This window comes from Xanthomonas sp. SS, assembly GCF_014236835.1.
In the GTDB taxonomy this organism is placed as follows: domain Bacteria; phylum Pseudomonadota; class Gammaproteobacteria; order Xanthomonadales; family Xanthomonadaceae; genus Xanthomonas_A.
In genome coordinates, this window is the sequence record NZ_CP051190.1 from 1,208,864 (window position 1) to 1,232,755 (window position 23,892).

Consider the following 23,892-nt stretch of genomic DNA (forward strand, 5'->3'; position numbering starts at 1 on the left):
AATCCCGAATCCCCAATCCCGGCTTCAATACACATCGCGCGCATACCGCCCCTCCCGCTGCAGCGAAGTGAGGTAGGCCGCTGCGTCTTCGGCACTGCGCGCGCCGTGTTCGACCACGATCTGCTGCAGCGTGGCGTGCACGTCCTTGCCCATGCCGATCGCGCCGCACACGTACAGGTGCGCGCCGTTCTGCAGCCAGTCGTAGACGTCGCGGCCGTGTTCGCGCAGGCGCTGCTGCACGTACACCTTGTCCGGCACGTTGCCGTCGCGCAGCGGTTGCACGTCGCGCGAGAACGCCAGGTCCAGGCGCTGCAGTTCGCCGCTGCGCAGCGCCTGCTGCCACTCGGCCTGGTACAGGAAGTCCTGGTTGAAGTGGCGGGCGCCGAAGAACAGCCAGTTGCGGCCGCCGGCACCGCTCTCGGCGCGTTCCTGTACGAAGCCGCGGAACGGCGCCACGCCGGTGCCGGGACCGATCATCAGGATGTCGCGGCTGGGGTCGGCCGGCACCCGGAAGCGTTCGTTGGGTTCGATGTAGACCGGGGCGCTGTCGCCTTCGGCCAGGGCGGCCAGAAAGCCGCTGGCCGCGCCGCCATGGGCGTGGCCGTGCGCCCGGTAGTCCAGCACATCCACGGCGAGATGGACTTCGTCGCCGACCCGCTTGCGGCTGGAGGCGATCGAATACAGGCGCGGGGCCAGGGGCCGCAGCGCCTCCAGCAGCGCACTATGGTCCCAATCCGCCGGCCAGCGTCGCAGCACGTCGATCACTTGGTGATCGGCCAGCAACGCCGCCAGACCGGCGGTCTGGGTAGGATCGAGCAGCTGTTCCAGCGCGGTTGCGGCTGAGCGGCGGGCGACCGCGGCCAGGAACGGCCGCGAGGCCCGGGTCAGTTCGCGATGCGCGGCGAGCCACTCGTGCAGGGGCAGAGTCTCCGCATCGACGGTGACGTCGGCATGACCGTCGAGTCGCGTCGCCGTCAAAATGGCCTCGATCAGCGCCGGCGGATTGCGGTGGCGGATGCCCAGCGCGTCGCCAGGCTCGTAGTGCAGGCCGCTGCCGGCCAGCGACAGCTCCAGGTGGCGCACGTCCTTGTCGGCGACGCCATGCGCGGCATAGCGCGGACCCTTGAAATCGCGGCCGCTGATGCGCTGGTTGGCCAGCACCTCGGCGGCGAACGGGCGCTCGTGGTTCCAGGCGGCCGCGGCGGCGCTGCGCAGCGGGGTCACCGTCGCCGACGGCGCGGCCGCGCTCTTCAGCAGCTCGCGCGCCTGCGCCAGCGCCTGCGTGCGCCACGGCGCGGCCACGCTGTCGATGTCCAGGTCGGCCTCGCCCAGCGGCAGTAGCCGCTGCGCGCCGAGTTCGGCCAGGCGCGCATCGATGCGCTTGCCGATGCCGCAGAAGTCGGCGTAGCTGGAATCGCCCAGGCCGAGCACCGCGTACTTCAGCTCGGGCAACTTGGGCGCGCGGCGGCCTTGCAGGAACTCGACCAGGCCGATCGCGTCGTCCGGCGGATCGCCTTCGCCCTGGGTGCTGATGACCACGTACAGCAGGCGCTCGCTGGCCAGTTCGCGGGTCGGGTAGGCATCGGCACGCAGCAGGCGGACCGTCAGCCCGGCGGCCTCGGCATCGGCCGCCAGTTGTTCGGCGGCGCGGCGGGCGTTGCCGGTCTGGCTGCCGTAGACGATGCTCAGCCGCTGCGCGCTGTGGCTGGCCGCCGCGCCACCCGGCAACACCGCCAGCGACGGCGGCGCATGGCCCTGGCCCTGGGCCAGGCCGGCGGCATAGCCGGACAGCCACCACAGGCTGGCCGCATCCAGCCCCTCCACCGTCCGCGCCAGCAGCGCCTTGCGCTCGTCGGGCAAGGGGCTGGGCGGCAACGCGGGCGAGGCGGCGGTCATGACCGGTCCGGGTGGGAAGAAGGGATGACCGATGTTAGGGATTCGTTGCGCGGGGCAGAAAGGAGCAGGGGTTATCGGCTTATGCCCCCCGCTTATTTCAGTGCCTGCCCGGCCCATCACACACTGCCGGCCCCGGTCGCCCCGGTCGCCCCGGTCGCCCCAGGCGCCGCGGGCACTGTTACCCTCGGCACGCCCCTTCCCATGAGCCTTGCGTTGTCCCCGATGCGTTCTTCCGCCCTGTCCCACCTCGACCGGCTCGAGGCCGAAAGCGTCCATATCCTGCGCGAGGTGGCCGCCGAGTTTCGCAATCCGGTGCTGCTGTATTCGGTCGGCAAGGACAGTTCGGTGCTGCTGCACCTGCTGCTGAAGGCGTTCGCGCCGGCGCCGCCGCCAATCCCGCTGCTGCACGTGGACACGCGCTGGAAGTTCCGCGAGATGATCGCGTTCCGCGACCGCCGCGCCGCCGAGACCAGGGTGGACCTGCGCGTGCACATCAATCCCGACGGCATCGCCCAGGACATCGGCCCGTTCACCCACGGCGCGACCGTGCATACCGACGTGATGAAGACCCAGGGCCTGAAGCAGGCGCTGGACCAGGGCAGGTTCGATGCGGCGATCGGCGGCGCGCGCCGCGACGAGGAGAAGGCGCGGGCCAAGGAGCGGGTGTTCTCGTTCCGCAACGACAAGCATCGCTGGGACCCGAAGAACCAGCGTCCCGAGCTGTGGAATCTGTACAACGCCCGGGTCCATGCCGGTGAGAGCGTGCGCGTGTTCCCGCTGTCCAACTGGACCGAATTGGATATCTGGCTGTACATCTACCGCGAATCGATTCCGGTGGTACCGCTGTATTTCGCCGCCGAACGCCCGGTGGTGGAGCGCGACGGCGCGCTGATCCTGGTGGACGACGCACGGCTGCCGCTGCGCGAGGGCGAGGTGCCGCAGCTGCGGCAGGTGCGCTTCCGCACGCTGGGCTGCTATCCGCTGACCGGCGCGGTCGAGTCGCAGGCCGACACGCTGGAAAAGATCATCGCCGAGATGCTGCTGACCACCACCTCGGAGCGGCAGGGACGGGTGATCGACCAGGATCCGGGCGCGTCGATGGAGAAGAAGAAGTTGGAAGGGTATTTCTGATGGGCCGGGATTCGGGATTCGGGATTGGGGATTCGCAAGAGCGGCGCGTCGCGGCGAACGCGGTAGCGGGAGGGGACGCCGTTGCGAATCCCCAATCCCGACTCCCCAATCCCGGCGGCGACGCAGTCGCCGCCTACCTGCAGCAACACGAACACAAGCCACTGCTGCGCTTCATCACCTGCGGCAGCGTCGACGACGGCAAGAGCACGCTGATCGGGCGCCTGCTGTACGACAGCAAGCGCCTGTTCGACGACCAACTCGCCGCGCTCAGCGCCGACAGCAAGCGCCATGGCACCCGCGGCGGCGAGATCGACTACGCGCTGCTGCTCGACGGCCTGGCCGCCGAGCGCGAGCAGGGCATCACCATCGACGTGGCCTACCGCTACTTCGATACGGACAAGCGCAAGTTCATCGTCGCCGATTGCCCCGGCCACGAGCAGTACACCCGCAACATGGCCACCGGCGCTTCCACCGCCGACGTGGCGGTGGTGCTGGTCGATGCGCGCAAGGGCCTGCTGACCCAGACCCACCGCCACAGTTACATCGTCTCGCTGCTGGGCATCCGCCACGTGGTGCTGGCGGTCAACAAGATGGACCTGGTCGATTTCGACCAGACCAGCTTCGATGCGATCGTCGCCAGTTACCGCGCGCTGGCCGCGCAACTGGGCATCGCGCAGGTGCAATGCATCCCGTTGTCGGCGCTGGACGGCGACAACCTGTCGCAGCGGTCGGCGCGCACGCCGTGGTACGGCGGTCCGGCCTTGCTCGAATACCTGGAAGGCCTGGACCTGGCCGCGCGCGATGCCGACAGCGGCCTGCGCCTGCCGGTGCAATGGGTCAATCGCCCGAACCAGCAGTTCCGCGGTTTCGCCGGCACGCTCGCGGCCGGCCAGGTGCGGCCGGGCGATGCGGTGGTGGTGCTGCCCTCGGCGCGCCGCTCCACCGTCGCCAGGGTGCTCGACGGCAACGGCGACGTGGACCAGGCCGTGGCCGGGCAGGCGGTGACGCTGACCCTGGCCGACGAGATCGACATCAGCCGCGGCGACGTGATCGCCGCCGCCGACGACCCGCCGGAAGTGGCCGACCAGTTCGCCGCGCATGTGCTGTGGATGGACGATGCCGCGCTGCTGCCGGGGCGCCCGTACTGGCTGAAGCTCGGCACCCGCACGGTGTCGGCCAGCGTCAGCGAGATCAAGCACCGCATCGACGTCAACACGCAGGAGCGGCTGGCGGCCAAGCGCCTGGAATTGAACGAGGTCGGCTACTGCAACCTGTCGCTGGACGAGTCGATCGTGTTCGAGCCGTACGCGCGCAACCGTGCGCTCGGCGGCTTCATCCTGATCGACCGGCAGAGCAACGCCACCGTCGCCGCCGGCACGCTGGATTTCGCGCTGCGCCGCGCCGGCAACGTGCACTGGCAGCACCTGGACGTGGACCGCGCCGCGCGCGCGCGGATCAAGGGACAGGCGCCGAAGGTGCTGTGGTTCACCGGCCTGTCCGGCGCCGGCAAGTCCACCGTCGCCAACCTGGTCGACAAGCGCCTGCATGCGCTCGGCTATCACACCTTCATCCTCGACGGCGACAACGTGCGGCACGGGCTGAACCGCGATCTGGGCTTCACCGACGAGGACCGGGTGGAGAACATCCGCCGCGTCGCCGAGGTGGCGCGCCTGATGGCTGACGCCGGGCTGATCGTGCTGGTCAGCTTCATCTCGCCGTTCCGTGCCGAACGGCGCATGGCGCGCGAGCGCTTCGCCGCGGGCGAATTCGTCGAGGTGTTCGTCGACGTGCCATTGCACGTGGCCGAGGCGCGCGACGTGAAGGGGCTGTACGCCAAGGCCCGCGCCGGGCAGATCCCCAACTTCACCGGCATCGATTCGCCGTACGAGGCGCCGGAGCAGCCGGAACTGCACCTGCGCGCCGACGGCGACAACGCCGAGGCGCTGGCGGCGCAGGTGCTGGGGTGGCTGGACGCGCACGACTGAGCGCGGACGCCGCCTCTCGGCGGCTCCAGCCGTGCATGCTGCCGCACGCTGGCCTGCGCGGCGGGAGTTGCCTGCGGCCGCTCCGGTGCGCATCCTATGCGTGCAGGGAGGCGGTGTGGATCCAGGGGCACCCTGGGGCCGAATTCTTGCGGCAACGTTCAGGGGGAACGTGTGGATCCGAAGATGCAGGCCTTGCTGGCCAAGACGAATGTCACCGAGCTGGTCGCGCCAGTAGCGGTGGAAGAGGTGACTCACCAGCCGGTGCGGCCCGAGCCGCCGCCAGCGCAGCGGCCGCTGTATTCCACGGCCGATCCGTTCCAGTACCACCTCGCTACGACCGAGATCGTGGGCAAGCTGCAGGACCGTAAGACCAAGCCGGCAGTGCGGGCGTTCGGCTGGCTGGTGTTCGGCGTGCCGATGGCGCTGTTCGGGCTGATGCTGTTGCAACTGGTCTGGTACGACGCCGCGCTGCATGCCTGGAAGATCCCGCACACCGTCGGCGACGCGCTACGCACGCTGTTCGGGACCGCTTCTGCGCTGGCATTCATCGTGGCGTACCCGTATTTCACCCGTCGCCGCGGTTCCGCCGCCGGCTGATGCATGCGGCGCGTATGCGCGCCGCGTCGCTACTGCTGAGGCTGGCAAGGCGAAGCGGCGCTGGTTGGCGTACGGCCCGTCACGGTTACGCCGCTGGTCGCCGGCGGTCGGCATCAATGCGCGCCGGGTTGCGCCTGGGTCAGCCGCTGCGGCGCGCGCCGCGGCGCTTGCAGCGCCTGCACGAACTGCGCGGCGATCACCGCGCCGGCGAAGTGGCGCTGCACGAACTGGCGGCCGGCCTGTCCCATGCGCTGGCGGCGCTGCGCATCGCACATGCGCAGGATCGCGTCGCGCCAGGCGCGCACGTCGCCCGGTGGCAGCAGTTCGCCGCTGACGTCTGCATCCAGCGTTTCCGCCACGCCGCCGACGCGGCTGGCGAGCACCGGCACTTCGCTGGCCTGCGCTTCCACCGAGACCCGGCCGAAGGTTTCCGGCGCCAGCGAGGGAAACGCCAGCATCGACATCGCGTTGTAGTAGGGCGTAGCGTCGTTGACCCAGCCGACGAAGCGGTGCCGTGTGGCCGTGGCCTGGCCACCGGCCTGCGCGTGCAGGCGCGCCGCATCCGGGCCGTCGCCCAGCCACAGGCAGTGCAGCGCCGGTTCGATCGCCATCGCCGTGGACGCCGCCTCCAGCAACGGAAAGATGCCCTTGCCGTGCTGCAGGCGGCCGCTGTAGCCGATCACGATTGCGTTCTCGGGCAGGTCGAGCAGGGCGCGCATCTCGCGGCCGCGGCGCGGGTCCGGACGCAGGTTGCCCATGTTCACCGGGTTGTACAGCACCTGTACCAGCGCCTCCGGCACGCCGCGGTCCAGGTAGGCCTGCCGCGCATAGCGCGACACCGCGAAGAAGCGCGAGGCCAGGCGCGGGATCGCATAGCCGGAGAAGGCGCGCATCGCCGGCGCGCGGTGCCGGAACAGCGCCACGCGGATGCCGAGCGCGCGGCCGACCAGCAGCAACGGCCAGTATTCCTTGCCGAAATTGCCGACCAGCCAGTCCGGTTGCAGGCGCCGCGCCAGGCGCAGCAGCGGCGCGTAGCCGGCCGGATCCAGCGCGTTGCGGAAGTGGCCGAAGTGCACGCCGACCCCGCTGCGTTGCAATTCCTCGGCGATCAGCCCGCCTTGGCAGGCGATCACCTCGACGCGATGGCCGGCGCCGGCCAGCGCCTGCGCCAACGCCACGAAGTGCGTCGCCGCGCCGGTGTTCTCGGGATTGGTGCCGACGAACAGGAACTTCATGCGCGCCGATCCTCGTAGCCGGTCAAGGCACGCAGCGCGAACTGCGGCAGCAGGTGATGCCGCGCCACCTGGATGCGCGGATAGCGCCAGGGATCGGAGCCAGGCACGGCACGGCCGCGGCGGGTGGTGGTCGCGGCGACATAGCCGGCCTCCTGCACGGTCGCGGCGACGCGCGCGTCCACGTCGCCGTATGGGTAGCAGAACTGGGTGACCGGCTCGCCGAGCCGATCTTCCAGCTCGCGTTTGCAGCCGCCGATCTCCTCGCGCAACTCGGCATCGCTGCACGCGGTCAGTCGCGGATGCGAGCGGGTGTGCGCGCCGATCTCCATGCCGCCGCGGCGCCATTGGCGCAGTTCGGCCAGGCTCATCAGCGGCTTTTCGATGCCGAGCTTGCGCGCATCCCAGGTGTTGTGGCGGCCGATGCTGCCGCTGACCGCGTACACGGTGGCGCTGAAGCCCAGGCGTTGCAGTACCGGCAGCGCCGCATGCAGGTTGTCGAGGTAGCCGTCGTCCAGGGTGACCACCGCGATCCGGCCGTGGCGTTCGCCGCGCAGGTAGGGCATGGCGTCGGACATCGACACACCGCGGTAGCCCAGCCGCTGCAGCAGGCGCATCTGCCGTGCGAAACGCGCAGGCCTGACGTACAGGCTGCGGTACACCTGCAGCTGCCGTGGCGCCTGCGCGATGTTGTGGTACATGAAGATCGGAATACGTGCCGCAGCGGGGGAGGTCGCGGAATGCATCGGGACGGCTCGGGACGATCGCGGAAGGAGGGACGCGTTGCATTAGCGCGCGCGAACCTTTCGGCGGCCTGTCGTGTGCGCCGGCATCGAGTCAGCGCGTGGCAAGACGCACCGCGGCGGCGCATCGTTGCGCTCGTTTGTCGTTGCGCGGTTCTGCGCGGCGCGCACATGCCGCGCGGGAATCGGTGATGCTGCAGGTGAGCGCGATCGCCGGGTATGCTCGGCTGCCGATCTGCAGGAGTGCGGCCTATGTCCGATGACCCCAACGCCATGGCGTGGCGCGCACTGCGGCTGAGCATCGACGGGATGCAGCTGCGCCGCTGGCGCGGCGACGATCTCGACGCGCTGCTGCGGCATGCCGACGATGCGCAGGTGGTGCGCGGCCTCAGCGAGCGGTTTCCGCATCCCTACACCCGTGCCGACGGCGAGGCGTTCCTGGGCGGACGCGTGGTGGACCTGGCGCATCCGGTGCTGGCGATCGAGATCGATGGTGAGGCCTGCGGCAGCATCGGCCTGCGTCCCGGCCGCGGCGAGCGCGCGCACGTCGCCGAGCTGGGCTATTGGCTGGGGCGCCGCCACTGGGGGCAGGGACGGATGACGCGGATCGTCTCCACGTACTTGGACTGGGCGGTCCCCGCGCTTGGGCTGCTGCGCATCGAGACCAGCGTGCTGGACAGCAATCCGGCGTCGATGCGGGTGCTGGAAAAGAATGGCTTCGCGCGCGAAGGCGTACGCCGCAGCGCACTGCGCAAGCTCGGCCGCTTGCACGATTTGCACTTGTTCGGCCGCATACAGGCGCCTTAGTGGGGGTGCCGTACCGCCGCCGGCAATGATGGACGCCTGGATGCGGGTTTTCCGGCTCGCTATGCGGCTGGCGAGGGCGCATGGGCGTGACCACGGGTGCCAGACGCTCTAGGGTCGGCGCGCGTCGCCCGCGCGACGCGGAGGCTTCTGTGGCGGGCGATCGCGTGCGGACAGTGAGCCGGTGCGCCTGTCGAGATGGCTGGGAGTGTCACTTGCGCCCGTCGCATGACGGTTCAGTGCTGTCCGTTGTTGCGGTGTCGCGCGACTTCAAGCGAACACGGCGTTGCCGCCTGCGGCGAGCGCGGCCGTGGCATTTGTCTACGGTTTGTTTCGCATGGGCGTGACGCCAGTTGCGAAGTCGTCGTGACGATATCTCGATTTGCGGAAGTTGTGCTGAATTATCGCGTTTCAAGGCGTATTCGGCCAATCCTTCATTTCGCGCTTCCGCCACGCTTCGCCGCGCCGGCCATGTGCGCGCTCAGCGACGAGGACATGCATGGCCGTTGCGACCGCGACACCTCCTCTGGCAACCGCCGGTTGTCGAAACAATGACTTTTCAACGGAGAGAACATAATGAAGAACACACGTCTGACCTGGTCCGGCCTTATCTGCCTCGCGGGCTTGTCTTGCGCGAGCCTGGCGATGGCCGACAACGCGCGACACGGCATGGGCGCAATGCTGCCGAAGCTGCGGCAGCCGGTGACCATGCCCGAGATGAGCGCCGCGAACATCGCGTCGGCACCGCCGAGCAGCGTCGACCTGAGCCGCTGGGCGGTGGCGATCGGCGATCAGGGCGCTGTCAACTCATGCGTGGGGTGGACCGTCGCCCACGACCTCGCCGGTTGGTATGCCAATTTCAATGGCAAAAGCGTCAACCTGTTCGCCCCGATGTACGTCTATTCCCAGATAAACGGCGGCGTCGACGAGGGGGCTGATCCGATGGACGCGTTTCGTCTCTCGGTCAAGCAGGGGATCGACACCGAGCAGGACTATTTCCAGGGCAACTACGACTGGAACGATCTGCCGACCGACGCCGAGCGCGCGAATGCGGCAAGATTCAAGCCGCAGTTGTTCAAGGACTATACCGTGCTGTTCTCCGACGGCAACGCCAACGGCGGCAGTGCGCTCAGCAACGCGCTGAAGGTGGCGCTGGCGAATCGTCAGCCGGTCGCGATCAGCTTTCCGGTGCGCCCCGGATTCGACAATATGTCTCCCAGCAATCCGGTCGATCGAGACAGCAGCGGCACGATCCGGGGCTATCATGAAGTTCTCGCGGTCGGCTACAACGCCGATGGATTGCTCATCCAGAACCACTGGGGCACGCAGTGGGGCAACAAGGGCTACGGCATCCTCGCCTGGAGCGTGGTGGAGCACGATATCGATCAGGCAATCGTCGCCACAGCGAATCATTGAAGTGAATGCCACGGCTGGTGCATTGCGCACCGGAGCACCGTGCTGAGTACACGCTGTGCATGCGGGATGCGGAAGGATCGGCGCAGGCACGATCCTTCCGTCCGGCCGGTCATGCCGGAGCCGTGATCGGGGGCGTTCCTGCGCTGTCTCGCCGGTTTGGTGAGCGTTCGTGCGGCGGTCTGCCGCGAGCACGATTCCTATCCCGTCTCTCCGCGGCATGCGCATGTGGCCGGATCGCGCGAGCTGGTTGAGTGCCAGGCACGCTTCGGACGCACGAGGATGCGGCGGCGGCCTATGCGCAGCTCGCACTGGCACGGTAGCGCCCGCTCACCGCGTGCACCTCTGGAGCGAGATACGTTTCGCAGTCAGCACCGATTCATGCACAATCGAGCCAGCCCCCGCTCGCGGGGCGTCCTTCTTGTGCTTCGGGGAACTGCGTGGAATCGATCATCACTGCATTGAATGGCTTGATCTGGAGCAAGGCGCTGATCTTCATGTGCCTGGCGGCCGGCCTGTACTTCACCATCCGCACCCGCTTCATGCAGGTGCGCGGCTTCGCCGAGATGCTGCGGCTGACCATCGGCGGGCAGAAATCCGATGCCGGCGTGTCCTCGTTCCAGGCGCTGGCGATGTCGATGGCCGGGCGCATCGGCATCGGCAACATCGCCGGCGTGGCCACCGCCATCGCCTTCGGCGGGCCGGGGGCGATCTTCTGGATGTGGGTGATGGGCTTCTTCGGCGCCTCCACCTCGTACATCGAATCGACCCTGGCGCAGATCTACAAGGTCAAGGACGCCGACGGGCGCTACCGCGGCGGCCCGGCGTACTACATCGAAAAGGCGATGGGGCTGAAGTGGTACGCGCTGCTGTTCGCGCTCGCCACCATCGTCGCCACCGGCTTCCTGATGCCCGGGGTGCAGGCCAACGCGATCGCCGACAGCGTGGTCAACGCCTGCCGCGGCGGTCCGCTGTGCGGCCCGCTCGACGGACTGTGGATGGGGTTGCCGGCGGTGCAGGCGCTGAAGCTGGGCATCGGCGTGACGGTGGCGCTGTTGCTGGCGGTGATCATCTTCGGCGGGGTCAAGCGCATCGCCAACTTCGCCGAGATCGTGGTGCCGTTCATGGCGCTGGGCTACATCCTGATGGCGGTGGTGGTGATGGTGCTCAACGCCGAGCGGGTGCCGGAGATGTTCTCGATCATCTTCCGCAGCGCGTTCGGCTCGCACGCCGCGTTCGGCGCGCTGCTGGGGCTGGCGGTGGAATGGGGCGTCAAGCGCGGCATCTACGCCAACGAGGCCGGTCAGGGCACCGGCCCGCATGCGGCGGCCGCGGCCGAGGTCTCGCATCCTGCCAAGCAGGGCTACGTGCAGGCCTTCGCGATCTACTTCGACACGATGATGGTGTGCACCGCGACCGCGTTCCTGATCCTGGCCACCGGCAAGTACAACGTGTATGCGCCGGGCGGCGGCGAGCCGCTGTTCTCCGGCCTGCGCGGCGTGCAGGAAGGCCCGGGCTATGCGCAGGCCGCGGTGGACGCGATCCTGCCCGGCTGGGGCGCCGGCTTCGTGGCGCTGGCGCTGTTCTTCTTCGCCTTCACCACGATCATGGCCTATTACTACATGGCCGAGACCAACCTCAACTACATCAACGGCAACCGCCGCCGTCCGCTCAGCGTGCTGGTGCTGCGGCTGGGCATCCTCGGCATGGTGGTGTTCGGCGCGTTCCACGACGCCAAGCTGGCGTGGTCGCTGGGCGACATCGGCGTGGGCCTGATGGCCTGGCTCAACATCATCGCCATCCTGATCCTGCAGAAGCCGGCGCTGCTGGCGCTGCGCGACTACGAGCGGCAGAAGAAGGCCGGCCTGGATCCGGTGTTCGATCCGCTGCCGTTGGGCATCAAGAACGCCGATCTATGGCGCGAGCGGCTGGTGCCGCCGGCGCCGCGCGGCGAATGATCGCCACGCGGCAGTAGGTGCCGTGATGACACGCTGCCGGCCTGTGGCCGGCAGCGGTGTCTTGCCCTCGGGACAGGGCGCGATCAGTAGAAGATCGTCGCCGAGGTGGAGGTGGTCTGCACATCGTAGTTGCACTGCACGTCCAGGCCGGAACTGTCGCTGTACGAAACCCATGCCGGCGACGGAACGCGTCCCAGTTTGTAGTCGTACACGCCGATCGAGTTGAAGGTGATGCGACCGTCGGGCGGATACTGGTCGCAACTGTCCACCGAGTACACCTCCAGCGCGCCACCCATCACCAGGTGCGTATTCGAATTGATGTCGTAGGTGGTGCTGAGCCGGACGCTCCTGCCGCTGGTGATGTTGCGTGTGTCGACGTTCCAGTTCGCGCAGGGCCTGCCGTTGTTGCAGGTGGCGTAGGTGTCGCCCACGATCTGGTCGCCGGCTTTGGCCGGAATGAAATCGCTGGACCACACCATGCCATTCTGGCAGCAGTTCCAACTGCTCAGATCCCAGGTGTTGCTGTCGCCGCGGTAGCCCAGCACCGGTTGCAGGATCGTCGGATCGTCGCTCTGCATGCCCGGGAAGAAGTACACCGTCTGATGCGCCACGTTGGTCGGATTCTGCGGCACTTTCCAGCTCGCGACGATGCGGCCCATCTTGGCGCCGGTCACGTCGATAGCCGACTGGACCCAGTCGTGCGTGATCGGTGGCGGCACCGCGCCGCGTGCGCTGGACGCTGTCAGCGCGGCGCTGCTGCGGACCTGCCGACCATCGCTGCCGCGGCCGTCGGGCCGCACCCGCGCGCCGCTGGGAGTGAAGTTGTCCTGGCTACAGGCCTGCGTCTGTTCGCGCACGCCATTGACGTGTTGCAGGCTGCCGTCCTCGAGGATGCGCTCGCCGCTGTGGACTTGGCGGACGCAGGCCGGCGCGAAGTAGCCGAACGGGGTCGCGACGTAGTCGTCCGGGATGCCGGCCGGCTTGTGCATTGCGCTCATGCTGCCGACTCGCGCGAGCCGGGCATCCGGCGCGCCGTCCTGGGTCGCCGCCGACGCGGCGCCGGCCACGCCGAGCAGGGAGAGCAGCATCAATGCGGTGGTGGAACAACGACGCAGTGTCCAGCTTGCGTTGCGGACAGAGGATTTCATTGGGATCGCCTTGTGATGATGAGGCAGAGAGGATTGTTGTGGGATCCCGTTCGGCTCGCTGCATCCGCCTGCACTGAAGCGGTGGTGTCGATGTCGAGGCGATGGTGTCCCGCGATGCGAAGCCGGGTGTTGCGGTCGTGGTTATGGTCGATAGCGTTGTCCGTTGTCGTGCCGAGGTGCGGCGACGATGTGCCTTGCCGCAGCGGCGTGATTGTGAGAATTCGTCGCCTATCGCCGCGAATGCGGCATGGTGCCGGGCAACGGCGAACGGCTTCACGGTCTCAGTCGGGCCGCTATTCCTCTTCTCGGCGCGCTGGGTAGACAATCGATGCGCCGCCGCCGGAAGCCGCCGCCGCGACGGGCGGAAATGCCGGGCCGGACTCCGCGGTCGAACCCCGCTGCGCAGGTTTTGGTCGCGCGAACGACGCCAACCGCACCTACAGGGCAGGGATGAGCGAAAATCACCGGGTCGCGCCGGTACGGTGCGTTGCCATTGCGGTCCAGGAGACCTTTCCCATGCGTCATGACCTTTCTTTCCCGCGCCTTGCCGCCGCATGCGCTGCGCTGCCGAGCGTGCCGCGATGAACAGTCCCTGGGGCAAGAGCCCGCGCGGCCCGCGTCCGCCCGCGCCGCCCGAACGCGCCGCGCCGGTGCCGCGCGCGGCCGACGCCAACCGCGGCGAGCTGCGCCTGTACGGTCTCAACGCGGTGCGCGCGGTGTACGCGCGCCGGCCCGAGGCGATCCGCAAGCTGTACCTGGCCGAGGCGCGGATTCCCGCGCTGCAGCCGTTGCTCAAGTGGTGCGCGGCCAATCGCGTCGGCTACCGGGTGGTGGAGGAGGCCGATCTGAACAAGCTCGCGGCCAGCGCGCACCACGAAGGCGTGGTCGCCGACGTGCTGCGCGCCGAACCGCTGCCGCTGGCGGCGTGGCTGCAGGGGCTGGCGCCGGGTCCGGCGCTGGCGTTGTGGCTGGACGGCGTGGGCAACCCGCACAACTTCGGAGCGATCCTGCGCTCGGCCGCGCATTTCGGCGCCGCGGCGATCCTGCTGCCTGACACCGCGACGCTGGCCCTGTCCGGCGCTGCCACGCGCGTGGCCGAAGGCGGCGCCGAGGCGCTGCCGCTGGTGCGGCTGCCGCCGACGGAACAGGCGCTGGCGCAATTGCGCGCGGCCGGCTTCGCGCTGGCGGCGACGCTGGTCGACGGCGGCGACGACGTGTTCGCCGCCGCGCTGCCGCCGCGCCTGGTGTACGTGATGGGGGCCGAGAGCGAGGGCATGGACCGCGACTTCGCCCAGGCCTGCGAACTGCGCCTGTCGATCCCTGGCAGCGGCGCGGTGGAAAGCCTCAACGTCGCCGCCGCCACCGCGGTGCTGCTCGGCGCCTGGCGCAGCCGCGTCGCGGCGTCGGGAGCCGCGCGGTGAAGCCGGCGCTGCTGTGCCTGCTGCTGGGCCTCGCACCGCTGGCGAATGCGCGCCAGGCGCCCGCCGCCGCCGTGCCTGCGCCGCAGGTGACGCTGGCCGCGGGCAGCGTGCGCGGCCAGGTCCAGGCCGACGGCAGCTTGCTGTTCCGCGCGATCCCGTTCGCCGCCCCGCCGACCGGCGCGAACCGGTGGCGGCCGCCGCAGCCGCCGGCGCGTTGGCGCGGCGTGCGCGACGCCAGCCAGCCGGCGCCGACCTGCGCGCAGCCGGCGATCGGCTGGAACAATGCGCTGGCGCAGCGCTCCAGCGAAGATTGCCTGTACGTGGAAGTGCAGACGCCGCGCCTGGACCCGGCGGCGAAACAGCCGGTGATGGTGTGGATCCACGGCGGCGCCAACGTCGCCGGCGGTGCCGACGTGTTGCCGTCGTCGCTGGCGCAGCAGGGCGTGGTGCTGGTCACCGTGCAATACCGGTTGGGCGTGTTCGGCTTCCTGTCGCTGCCCGAGCTGAGCGCCGAGTCCGCACGCCATGCCTCCGGCAACTACGCCCTGCTCGACCAGATCGCGGCGCTGCGCTGGGTGCGCGACAACATCGCCCGCTTCGGCGGCGACCCGGCGCAGGTGACCATCTTCGGCCAATCGGCCGGCGCACAGAACGTGGGCCTGCTGCAGCTGTCGCCGCTGTCGAAAGGGCTGTTCCGCGCGGCGATCGAACAGAGCGGCACCGCCGGCTTCGGCCTGCCGGCGCGCAGCCTGGGCGAGAACGAGGCGCTCGGCGCGGCGATCGCGCAGCGTGCCGGGATCGGCGCGACGCAGCGCCTGCCGGCATTGCGGCGCTTGCCGTTCGCGCAGTTGTTGAAGGCGGCGCAGGGCGTCGACGTGCCGGCATTGGACGACGACGGCTACATCTGGCTGCAGGCGATCGTCGATGGCCAGGTGCTGCCGCGCGCACCGGCGGCGCTGCTGGCCGACGGCGCGCAGCAGCGGGTGCCGCTGCTGCTCGGCAGCGTGGCGCAGGAACTGACCTATGGCGGCGCTGATGGCGCCGAGGCGCGGCTGCGTCGCGATTATCCAGCCCGTGCCGCGCAGGTGCTGGCGCCGTATCGCGACGCGGCGGCCGAGCCCGATCCGCGCTATGGCGATGCGGCGGTGCGGTTGGCCACCGACCTGACCTTCCGCTGCCCAGCGCTGGCGGTGGCGCGCGCGCAGGCGCGGCAGGGCGTGCCGGTGTGGCACTACGAGTTCGACCTGGCCGCGCCCGGCGGCCGCGTGACCCACAGTGCCGAGCTGCCGTTCGTGTTCAAGGGCCTGCCGATCGGCCAGCCGCCGCTGAACCTGCAGCGCTACTGGGCCGCGTTCGCGCGCAGCGGCGATCCGAACGTCGCCGGCCTGCCGCGCTGGCCGGCGTTCGCGCCGACCCAGGCATCGCTGCGCTTCGACCAGGACGGCGCGCAGGCAGTGACAGGTTTGCGTAGCGAGGTGTGCGCGCTGCTCGATCTGCCGTAGGCGAGATTGCCGCTGCTGCTCATAGCGGCTTGCCGTCGGGGCGGTCCGCCGTGGCCCTTTAATGCGGGTTGCGGCGCCGTGGCCCGATCGCGATGCGTGCGGATCAGATGCAGTTGGATCGCTGCACAACTGGAGTCGACTGTGCCTTGAGCATTTTCGACCCGGATATTCGCAGTCGACCGAATCTTGTGAGCGACGTCAGTCGCGACGAGCGAAGCGGTGGAGGTGCCGCGACCGGACAGTGTCGGGACTGAAGTCCCTCCCACAGTGCACCCAGCGGGCGTCCCGCAAGGTCCTGTAGGAGCGGCTTCAGCCGCGACCAACGAAGTCGGGAACCCTGGCGGTTTTGCTTTTCTGTCGCGGCTGAAGCCGCTCCTACAGTGCACCCTGTGAGCAATCCGCAAGTTTGTTGTGGGACTTCAGTCGCGACGGGCTTTACCAGGAAAGCGCATCGCGACTGATGGCCCGAAGCCACCTGCCGTCGCGCCTACGACGTGCGTCGCCTTTAAACACAGCGAAGAAAAGCGCTAGCCCGCCGCCTGCGGCAATGCCGGGTCCGCCGGCGGCGCGGTCGAGCCGCGGGTCACCAGCGTGTACTTCATCACCTGGTGGATGCCGCGGTTGGGCAGGCCGTCGCGGCGTTGGCGGATCTCGCCGAGCAGCAACGCGACCGCGGCGCGGCCCATTGCGGTGACGGGCTGGTGGATGGTGGTCAGCTCGGGCCAGATCGTGGTCGCCACCGGGGTGTCGTCGAAGCCGGCGATCGACAGGTCCTCGGGCACGCGCAGGCGCAGGCCGTAGGCGATGGCGACCGCGGCGGCGGCCATGTCGTCGTTGCTGCACAGCAGCGCGGTCGGGCGCGGCGCGGCGTGCAGCAGCGCGGTCGCGGCGACCAGCCCGGAGCGATAGGTGAACAGGCCTTCGGCCACGCGCGTGTCGGCGACCGGCAGTCCGGCCGCGGCCATGGTGTCGAAGAACGCGCGGCTGCGCAGCGCGCTCGGGGTGTGCTTGGGATCGCCGCTGATGAAGCCGATGTCGCGATGGCCGAGTTCGATCAGGTGCCGGGTGATCGCGCAGGCGGCCTGGTAGTCGTCGATGCGCACCGAACTGACGCCCTGCATCGGCGTGCCGGTGGCCACGGCCACGACCGGGATGCCGCGCGCGTCCAGTTCCTCGATGGTCTGCCGCGAATCGCACAGCGGCGGCGGCAGGATCACCCCGTCCACGCCGGCGTCGAGCAGGCGCTCGGTGGCGGCGCGCTGGCTGCCCATGTCGTCGCTTTTTTCCACCAGCACCTGGCTGCCGTCCAGGCTGCTCTGCTCGAGGATGCCGAGCATGAACTGGTTGAGATAGGCCGCGCTGGGATTGCTGTACAGCACGCCGATCCGCGCCAGGCTGGCGGTGCGCAGCGAACGCCCGGCCAGGTTGGGACGGTAGCCGAGCGTCTTGATCGAGGCCTCGACGCGCTCGCGCATCGCCGCGCCCACGCGCGGGTGGCGGTTGATCACGCGTGAGGCGGTCATCGGCGAGACGCCCGCGTGCCGCGCCACATCCAGCAGCGTCACCGCGGAGCCTGCACGACCTTGCCGTTTGCCCATCGTGGGTCCTGGCGATGCTGCGAAAGAGGGAAAGCCTGCGCGCATCCCCGCGGCAGGCCAGCCAGCTTACTCCTTGGGCGGTTCCACTGTCTTGGCCTGGCTGCCGAAGCCGCCGTCGGCCTCCGCGGCCAGGTAGGCGAACACCGCGTAGGCGGCGACGTTCTGCGCCAGCGCCTTGGGGTCGATCTTGTCCAGGGTGTCATCGGCGGTGTGGTGCAGATCGAAGTAGTCGCTGCCGTCCTGCGCCAGCCACGCCCAGGCGGCGCCCTTGGCCGCGAGCGGGCCCACGTCGGGGCCGGGGCCGCCGGTGTCGGGCGCGTAGGCGATGCCGAGCGGCGCCAGCGCCTCGGCGATCTGCCGGGTCGCCTCGCGCGAGCCCGCCGCATCGCCCGAGCCGGTGTTGAACGCATAGATGCGGCCGGCGCCGAAGTCGCTCTCGGCGGCGATCTGGTGCAGCGCCACGTCCTTGGCATGCGCCTGCGCATAGGCCTTGCCGCCGTACAGCCCCTGCTCCTCGTTGGCGAAGGCCACCACGCGGATCGTGCGCTTGGGCGCGCGCTTGAGCTGGCCGATCAGGTGCCCGGCGGCCATGCTGATGCCGACGCCGGCCCCGTCGTCGATCGCCCCAGTGCCCAGGTCCCACGAATCCAGGTGGCCGCCGATCACCACCACTTCCTTGGGCTTGCTGCGCCCGGTGATCTCGCCGATCACGTTGTACGAGGTGGCCTGGCCGTCCCAGCCGCAGTCCAGCGCCAGGCGCAGCCGCACCGGGCCGCGCGCGACCAGCCGCGCCAGCTGGTTGGCGTCGGGCACCGCCAGCGCCGCCGCCGGCACCGGGGTCAGGCCCTCGTCGAACCGGGTGATGCCGGTATGCGGCACGCGGTGCGAATCGGTGCCGGCCGAGCGCATCACGAAGCCGATCGCGCCCTTGCGGATCGCCTCCGATGGCCCCTTGCTGCGCACCGCGCCGCCGTTGCCGTAGTCCTTGCCATCGCGCGCCTTGACCATCTGGTAATCGACGAAGGCGATCTTGCCGCGCAGCGAACCGGCGGGTGCGGCCTGCAGCGCGGCCAGATCGGCGAAGCGCACCACGTCGGCCTCGACCGTGCCGGCCGGGCTGCCGCCCAGCGCAGTGACGCTCAGCGGCTGCGCATTGGCGCCGAGCACTTGCGCGTGTTCGCTGCGCCGCTCCCATTTCGGGAACGTCACCGGCTCGGTCCACACCTTGTCGAAGCCCAGCGCCTTGAACTTGGCGGTGGCCCACGCGACCGCGCGCGCATCGGCCTCGCTGCCGGCCATGCGCGGGCCGACTTCGGTGGTCAGCGATTCGACCACCTTCCAACCGGTGTCGTCGGCCAGCGCCTGCTCGCGCAGCGTGGCGGCGGTGGACAGCGCCGCATCCGGGATGCGGGTGGTCTCGGCCGCGGCGGCGGACGCGGCAGCGAGCATGGCGGCGATGACGACGGCAAGACGGCGCATGGAGGACTCCGCGACAGGGGGAACCACGAGCTTAGCAGCGCGTGGCGCGCCTGCGCACGGCACTTACTGCGGGGTGGCGTCGTTCTTCAACGCATCGCGGATCTCGCGCAGCAGCAGCACTTCCTCGCTCGGCGCCTTGGGCGCAGGCGGTTCCTTGCGCGCGATGCGGTTGATCGCCTTGACCACCATGAAGATGGCAAAGGCCACGATCACGAACTGGAGGATGGTGTTGAGGAAATCGCCGACGCCGATCACCACCGGCGGCACTTCCTTGCCGGCCGCGTCCACCGTCGCCGCCTTCAGCGTCCACGCCCAGCGCGAGAAATCCACGCCGCCGGCAAGCATGCCGATCGGCGGCATGATGATCTTCTCCACCAGCGCGGTGACGATCTTGCCGAACGCGGCGCCGAGCACCACGCCGACCGCCAGGTCCAGCACGTTGCCGCGCATGGCGAATTCCTTGAACTCGCGGATCATGCCCATTGGAGCTTCCTCGAACGTTGCGCGGGCCTGTCGCCGCGGTGCAAGCCTAGCGCAATCGCCGTCGTCCGCGGATCACGCTGCGCAACGCAGCCGCGCGTTCGCTCACGCGACGATCGTGCCGTGGCGCTCGGCGACGTTCTCCAGCCGCGCGCTGAAACGATCGCCGGGTTGCAGTGCGGCCACGCCGGCCGGCGTGCCCATGAACACCAGGTCGCCGGCGCGCAGCGCGAACAGCTTGGACAGTTCGTGCAGGATCTCCGGCACGTTCCAGATCATCTGGTCGAGCAGCGATTGCTGGCGCACCTGGCCGTTGACCTCCAGCGACAGGTTCAACGCCTCCAGCGCGCCGACTTCGCCGGCCGGGATCAGTTCGCTGATCGGCGCGGAATGGTCGAAGCCCTTGGCGATGTCCCACGGCAGGCCCTTGGCCTTGGCCGCGGCCTGCAGATCGCGGCGGGTCAGGTCCAGGCCGACGCCATAGGCCAGCACCAGCGACGCCGCATCCTCGACGCCGAGCACGCCGGCCGGCGCATCCTGGCCGAGCGCTACCACCAGCTCCACTTCGTGGTGCAGGTCCTGGGTCGCGGACGGGTAGGGAATGGATTCGCTGCCGATCACCAGCGCATCGGCCGGCTTCATGAAGAACGTCGGCTGGCCGCGCTCGGCCTTGGAGGCCGGAGCGCTGGCACCCATCTCGCGTGCATGGTCGGCGAAATTGCGACCCACGCAATAGATGCGATGCACCGGAAACAGCCCCAGCCCACGCACGGGCACGCGCGGAGCTTCGGCAGCGGCGAAAAGGTCTTTCATGGGCACGCATCCAGAGAAGAACGGGATGCGGCAGTTTAGCGCGTCAGGTTCGACCCGACTCCGGCAGGCGTGCGGATGTCGCTTTCACGAATCCCCAATCCCAACTCCCCAATCCCGGCTTTACAACGGCAACGCCGGCTTGCGCAACACGCGGTACTCGCCATCGACCACATGCTGGCGCGCCGCGGACGGGCGCTTGCCGCGCTGGCTCAGCAGCTTCATCGCGATGCCGCCGAGGATCATCGCCGCACCGACGAACACGCTGACGAACACCAGCCCGGCGAGGATCGCCAGGCCCAGCAAGCCGACGGCCAGTTTCACCAGCGGATGGCGCGGCTTGCGCGGCGCGAAGACATGCCGGAACTGATCGAAATTGAAAGCGCGTACACGCATGGCAGAAGTCTGTGTCAGTTGGAACCGAGGGCGCAGTATCGACGCAGTCTTCTGTGACGGAGTGAAAAGTTCGTTAAGCGAAAAATTAACACTTGCCCGGTCAATGTGTTGCATGTCGTCGCCAGGTGAAGCGCGATGCGGGCGCGAACCGCGGACATGCAAGAATGGCGGCCCTTTCCGCGTTGCCGCCGTTTCCCATGACCGAGTCATCTTCCGCCGTGCTGGCGCAACTGGAGCAGATCGAGTCTGGCAGCCTGGTCGAAGCCGAGGCCTCGATTGGCGGCGAGATCGAATCGCTGCTGCTGTACCGCGACGGCGACGGCGTGCGCGCCTGGTTGAACGTGTGCCCGCATGCGGGACGGCGGCTCGACTGGGCGCCGGGGCAGTTCCTGAAGAGCCGCGAAGGGCACGTGGTCTGCGCCGCGCACGGCGCCACGTTCGAATTGCAGCACGGCAGCTGCGTGTCCGGGCCGTGCCGCGGCCAGAGCCTGCTCGCGGTGCCGGTAGCGGTGCGCGAGGGTCAGGTGTTCCTGGCGTGAGTGGTGCCTAGAACGCGCCCCACCAGGCCATCGACATCAGGTTGACCATCAGCACCACCACCGAGGTGTAGATCAGCGACAGCGGCGCGCCAACGCGCCACAGTTCGCGCGGCTGGTAGTTGGCCGGGCCGGTGATCATCGAGATCACCGGGTTGGACGCGGTCATCAGGTTGTTGGACGCCGACAGCGCCACGATCAGCGCGAACGCGGTGGGATTGCCGCCGGCGGCCAGCGCCAGGTTGACCGCGATCGGCACCATCACGATGGTCGCGCCGACGTGGCTGATGACCAGCGAGAACGCGGTGGTCAGCAGCGCCAGCGCGATCTCCAGCGCCCACACCGGCACGCCCTCGGGTAGCCGCGCGATGGTGTGGCCGGCGACCCAGGCCGCCGCGCCGCTGCTGTCCATCGCCCAGCCCAGCGGGATCAGCCCGGCCATCATGAAGATGGTCTTCCAGTTGATCGAGGCGTAGGCCTCGTCCATGCGCAGCACGCCGGTCAGCAGCATGCCGGCCACGCCGGTCATCAGGGTCAGCGCCACCGGCAGCTTGCTGGTCAGCGCGATCAGGATGGTCAGGGCGAAGATCGTCATCGCGATCTTGAACTTGTGCGGACGGTGCTCGCCCTTCGGATAGTCGGTGACGACGACGAAGTCGCGGCTCTCCGAGGCCTGCGCCAGGTCCTGCCAGATGCTGTGGAACACCAGCATGTCGCCGGCGCGCAGCGGCACCTTGCGCACGTCCTCGCGGATCACCTGCTTGTCGCGGTTGATCGCCAGCAGGCTGATCCCGGCCTGCTTGCGCAGGCGCAGCTCGGCCGCGCTCTTGCCGATGAAGCGCGAGGTCGGCGGGATCACCGCCTCGGAGATGCCGGCGCGGCTGGGATTGAACAGGTCGCCGAGGTTGCGCAGCCGCGAGGACAGACGCAGGAACTGGTTCTGCGCGAAATCGGCGACCTGCTGCCGCGCGCCCATCACCCCGAGCACGCTGCCGACCCAGATGCGCATGTCCGCCGGCGGCGCCAGGCGGGTGTCGTTGCCAGTCTTCAATGCGAGCAGCAGCGGCGCGTCGTGCACCGTCTCGGCCTCGCCCAGGGTCATGCCGACCAGCGGGCTGTCGGCGCTGACGATCAGCTCGAACACGTCGCCTTCGATGCCGTAGGTGCGTGCGAAGTAGCTCTCGGTGCGCGCCGGGGTGACCCCGTTGTTGATCAGCTGTTCTTCTTCCATCAGCGTGCGGTCGCCGCGCACGCGGAAGTAGATCAGCGAGGCCAGCAGCAGCGCCACGCCGATCGGCAGCGGCGCGAACATGCGCAGCGGCTCGATCGTGGCCATGCCCGAGGGCAGGTTGTTGTTGGCCGACTGCAGCAGGTCGTTGAGCAGGATCAGCGGCGAGTTGCCGACCATGGTCAGCGCGCCGCCCATCACGATCGCCGCGGCGATCGGCAGCAGCAGGCGCTGCAGGGTCAGCCCGGTGCGCGCGGCCAGGCGCGAGGCCACCGGCAGGTACAGCGCCATCACCGAGGGGTTCTGCATGAACGAGGAATTGAGCCCGGCGATGCCGGTGGTCAGCAGCATCAGCCGCTCTTCCACGCCGTGCGCGCGGCGCAGCAGCCACGACGCCAGCCGGTTCAGCGCGCCGGTGCGCTCCAGCCCGGCGCCGAGGATGGTGGTGGCGATGATGCTCATCACCGCGTTGCCGGAGAAGCCGCTGAACAACTCTTCCGGCGCGATCAGCCCGGTGACGCCGAGCACCACCAGCACCACCAGCGCGACCACGTCGGCGCGGATGCGCTCGAACACGAACATCGCCATCGTGAAGCCGACCAGCCCGAGCACGAGCTTCATATCGGTGGTCAGCGTCAGCGCGGTGTCCATGGGCGGCCGGGATTGGGGATTGGGGATTCGGGATTAGCTAACGGCGGGAATCGGAGCCGGCCGCGGCAATGGCGTGCCGTGGATGCATCCCGTCCGGAGGGTGGCGGCTTCGCTCTTCATCCCTAATCCCGAATCCCCAATCCCGGCTTGTCGTACAGCAAATCCCACACCCCATGGCCCAGCTTCTGGCCGCGGGTCTCGAAATGGGTCTGCGGGCGCCAGTCCGGGCGCGGCACGTGGCCGCGCGGGCCGGCGCGGTTGACCAGGCCGGCGGTGGCATCGAGCACGTCCCACATCTGCTCGGCGTAGTCGGCCCAGTCGGTGGCCGCGTGCAGGCGGCCGCCGTCGCGCAGCTTGCGCACCAGCAGCGCGGCGAAGGCCGGCTGCAGCAGGCGGCGCTTGTTGTGGCGTTTCTTGTGCCACGGGTCGGGGAAATAGATGCGCACTTCGTCGAGCGCGCCGTCGGCGATCTCGTGCTCCAGCACTTCCACCGCGTCGTGGTGGTACAGGCGCACGTGCTCGCTGCCGTCGGCGGCCAGCGCGTTCAGCACGCGGCCCACGCCGGGCGCGTGCACTTCGATGCCGATGTAGTCGCGGGCCGGATCGTGGCGTGCGGCGAAGCGCAGCGCCTCGCCGTTGCCGAAGCCGATCTCCAGCACCTTGGGCGCGGTGCGGCCGAAGGTGGCGTCGAGATCGCGCGGCTGGCCGCTGTAGTCCAGGCCGAAGCGCGGCCACAGCTCGTCGAACGCGCGCTGCTGGGCAGGCGTGAAGCGGCCCTGGCGCAGCACGAAGCTGCGTACCTGGCGGCGGCCTTCCTCGATGGTGAAGGGCTTGGGCGGGGTCTTGGCGCCGGCGCTGGAGAACGGATCGGTCATGCGCGCGGC

General features: G+C 69.3%; 20 protein-coding genes. 9 read left to right on the plus strand and 11 right to left on the minus strand.

Annotated elements, in window-relative coordinates:
• Positions 1-24: 24 nt before the first annotated feature.
• Positions 25-1,896, minus strand: coding sequence for an assimilatory sulfite reductase (NADPH) flavoprotein subunit (locus HEP74_RS05095; protein WP_185815483.1), 1,872 nt, complete (start codon positions 1,894-1,896; stop codon positions 25-27).
• A 222-nt stretch (positions 1,897-2,118) separates the two neighbouring features.
• On the opposite strand from HEP74_RS05095, the gene cysD reads away from it, so the two are divergent.
• The 3 genes from cysD to HEP74_RS05110 all read left to right on the plus strand — a co-directional run bounded on the left by cysD (position 2,119) and on the right by HEP74_RS05110 (position 5,609).
• Positions 2,119-3,027, plus strand: coding sequence for a sulfate adenylyltransferase subunit CysD (gene cysD / locus HEP74_RS05100; protein ID WP_185815484.1), 909 nt, complete (start codon positions 2,119-2,121; stop codon positions 3,025-3,027).
• Positions 3,027-5,012, plus strand: coding sequence for a sulfate adenylyltransferase subunit CysN (cysN, locus tag HEP74_RS05105; protein WP_185815485.1), 1,986 nt, complete (start codon positions 3,027-3,029; stop codon positions 5,010-5,012). Before cysD ends, cysN begins: the two co-directional genes overlap by 1 nt.
• A 171-nt stretch (positions 5,013-5,183) precedes the next feature.
• The gene (locus HEP74_RS05110) at positions 5,184-5,609 is read left to right on the plus strand and encodes a hypothetical protein (RefSeq protein WP_255424004.1); all 426 of its coding nucleotides are present in this window, start codon (positions 5,184-5,186) and stop codon (positions 5,607-5,609) included.
• A 113-nt stretch (positions 5,610-5,722) separates the two neighbouring features.
• Here the strand turns inward: HEP74_RS05110 and HEP74_RS05115 are convergent, their stop codons facing one another.
• Positions 5,723-6,844 carry a glycosyltransferase family 4 protein gene (locus HEP74_RS05115; protein WP_185815486.1) on the minus strand — a complete coding sequence of 374 codons (1,122 nt, stop codon included), beginning with the start codon at positions 6,842-6,844 and terminating at the stop codon, positions 5,723-5,725.
• Entirely contained in the window at positions 6,841-7,587 is a 747-nt protein-coding gene (locus tag HEP74_RS05120) for a polysaccharide deacetylase family protein (protein ID WP_185815487.1), read from the minus strand. The genes HEP74_RS05115 and HEP74_RS05120 overlap by 4 nt, the downstream gene beginning before the upstream one ends.
• Positions 7,588-7,836: 249 nt before the next feature.
• On the opposite strand from HEP74_RS05120, the gene HEP74_RS05125 reads away from it, so the two are divergent.
• The 3 genes from HEP74_RS05125 (at position 7,837) to HEP74_RS05135 (ending at position 11,759) form a co-directional block, all read left to right on the plus strand.
• Entirely contained in the window at positions 7,837-8,391 is a 555-nt protein-coding gene (locus tag HEP74_RS05125; RefSeq protein ID WP_185815488.1) for a GNAT family N-acetyltransferase, read from the plus strand.
• A gap of 573 nt (positions 8,392-8,964) precedes the next feature.
• The gene (locus tag HEP74_RS05130) at positions 8,965-9,804 is read left to right on the plus strand and encodes a C1 family peptidase (RefSeq protein ID WP_185815489.1); all 840 of its coding nucleotides are present in this window, start codon (positions 8,965-8,967) and stop codon (positions 9,802-9,804) included.
• A 494-nt stretch (positions 9,805-10,298) separates the two neighbouring features.
• Complete coding sequence (locus HEP74_RS05135; protein WP_524540787.1) at positions 10,299-11,759, plus strand: alanine/glycine:cation symporter family protein; 1,461 nt, start codon at positions 10,299-10,301, stop codon at positions 11,757-11,759.
• An 83-nt stretch (positions 11,760-11,842) separates the two neighbouring features.
• Here the strand turns inward: HEP74_RS05135 and HEP74_RS05140 are convergent, their stop codons facing one another.
• A complete protein-coding gene (locus tag HEP74_RS05140; RefSeq protein ID WP_185815491.1) occupies positions 11,843-12,907 on the minus strand; it encodes a hypothetical protein in 1,065 nt (354 codons plus the stop codon).
• Between the two features lie 581 nt (positions 12,908-13,488).
• On the opposite strand from HEP74_RS05140, the gene HEP74_RS05145 reads away from it, so the two are divergent.
• The gene (locus HEP74_RS05145; RefSeq protein ID WP_185815492.1) at positions 13,489-14,328 is read left to right on the plus strand and encodes a TrmH family RNA methyltransferase; all 840 of its coding nucleotides are present in this window, start codon (positions 13,489-13,491) and stop codon (positions 14,326-14,328) included.
• Positions 14,325-15,830 (plus strand): carboxylesterase/lipase family protein, encoded by a 1,506-nt coding sequence (locus HEP74_RS05150; protein WP_255424005.1) that lies wholly within the window; start codon positions 14,325-14,327, stop codon positions 15,828-15,830. The genes HEP74_RS05145 and HEP74_RS05150 overlap by 4 nt, the downstream gene beginning before the upstream one ends.
• 527 nt (positions 15,831-16,357) lie before the next feature.
• Here HEP74_RS05150 and HEP74_RS05155 read toward each other — a convergent pair.
• From HEP74_RS05155 to HEP74_RS05175, 5 genes are all read right to left on the minus strand, one after another.
• Positions 16,358-17,428: a LacI family DNA-binding transcriptional regulator gene (locus tag HEP74_RS05155; protein ID WP_185815493.1), complete on the minus strand. Its 1,071-nt coding sequence runs from the start codon at positions 17,426-17,428 to the stop codon at positions 16,358-16,360.
• Between the two features lie 66 nt (positions 17,429-17,494).
• Positions 17,495-18,907 carry a M28 family peptidase gene (locus HEP74_RS05160; protein WP_185815494.1) on the minus strand — a complete coding sequence of 471 codons (1,413 nt, stop codon included), beginning with the start codon at positions 18,905-18,907 and terminating at the stop codon, positions 17,495-17,497.
• 63 nt (positions 18,908-18,970) lie between these two features.
• On the minus strand, positions 18,971-19,390 hold the full coding sequence (gene mscL, locus HEP74_RS05165) for a large-conductance mechanosensitive channel protein MscL (protein WP_185815495.1): 420 nt from the start codon (positions 19,388-19,390) through the stop codon (positions 18,971-18,973).
• Positions 19,391-19,492: 102 nt separating this feature from the next.
• On the minus strand, positions 19,493-20,200 hold the full coding sequence (locus HEP74_RS05170; protein ID WP_185815496.1) for a fumarylacetoacetate hydrolase family protein: 708 nt from the start codon (positions 20,198-20,200) through the stop codon (positions 19,493-19,495).
• A 120-nt stretch (positions 20,201-20,320) separates the two neighbouring features.
• The gene (locus tag HEP74_RS05175; RefSeq protein WP_185815497.1) at positions 20,321-20,593 is read right to left on the minus strand and encodes a hypothetical protein; all 273 of its coding nucleotides are present in this window, start codon (positions 20,591-20,593) and stop codon (positions 20,321-20,323) included.
• Between the two features lie 197 nt (positions 20,594-20,790).
• On the opposite strand from HEP74_RS05175, the gene HEP74_RS05180 reads away from it, so the two are divergent.
• Positions 20,791-21,132 carry a Rieske (2Fe-2S) protein gene (locus HEP74_RS05180; protein ID WP_185815498.1) on the plus strand — a complete coding sequence of 114 codons (342 nt, stop codon included), beginning with the start codon at positions 20,791-20,793 and terminating at the stop codon, positions 21,130-21,132.
• 7 nt (positions 21,133-21,139) lie between these two features.
• Here the strand turns inward: HEP74_RS05180 and HEP74_RS05185 are convergent, their stop codons facing one another.
• Complete coding sequence (locus tag HEP74_RS05185; RefSeq protein ID WP_185815499.1) at positions 21,140-23,008, minus strand: SLC13 family permease; 1,869 nt, start codon at positions 23,006-23,008, stop codon at positions 21,140-21,142.
• A 122-nt stretch (positions 23,009-23,130) separates the two neighbouring features.
• Positions 23,131-23,883, minus strand: a complete 753-nt coding sequence (trmB, locus tag HEP74_RS05190; protein WP_185815500.1) for a tRNA (guanosine(46)-N7)-methyltransferase TrmB — start codon at positions 23,881-23,883, stop codon at positions 23,131-23,133.
• Between the last annotated feature and the right edge of the window lie 9 nt (positions 23,884-23,892).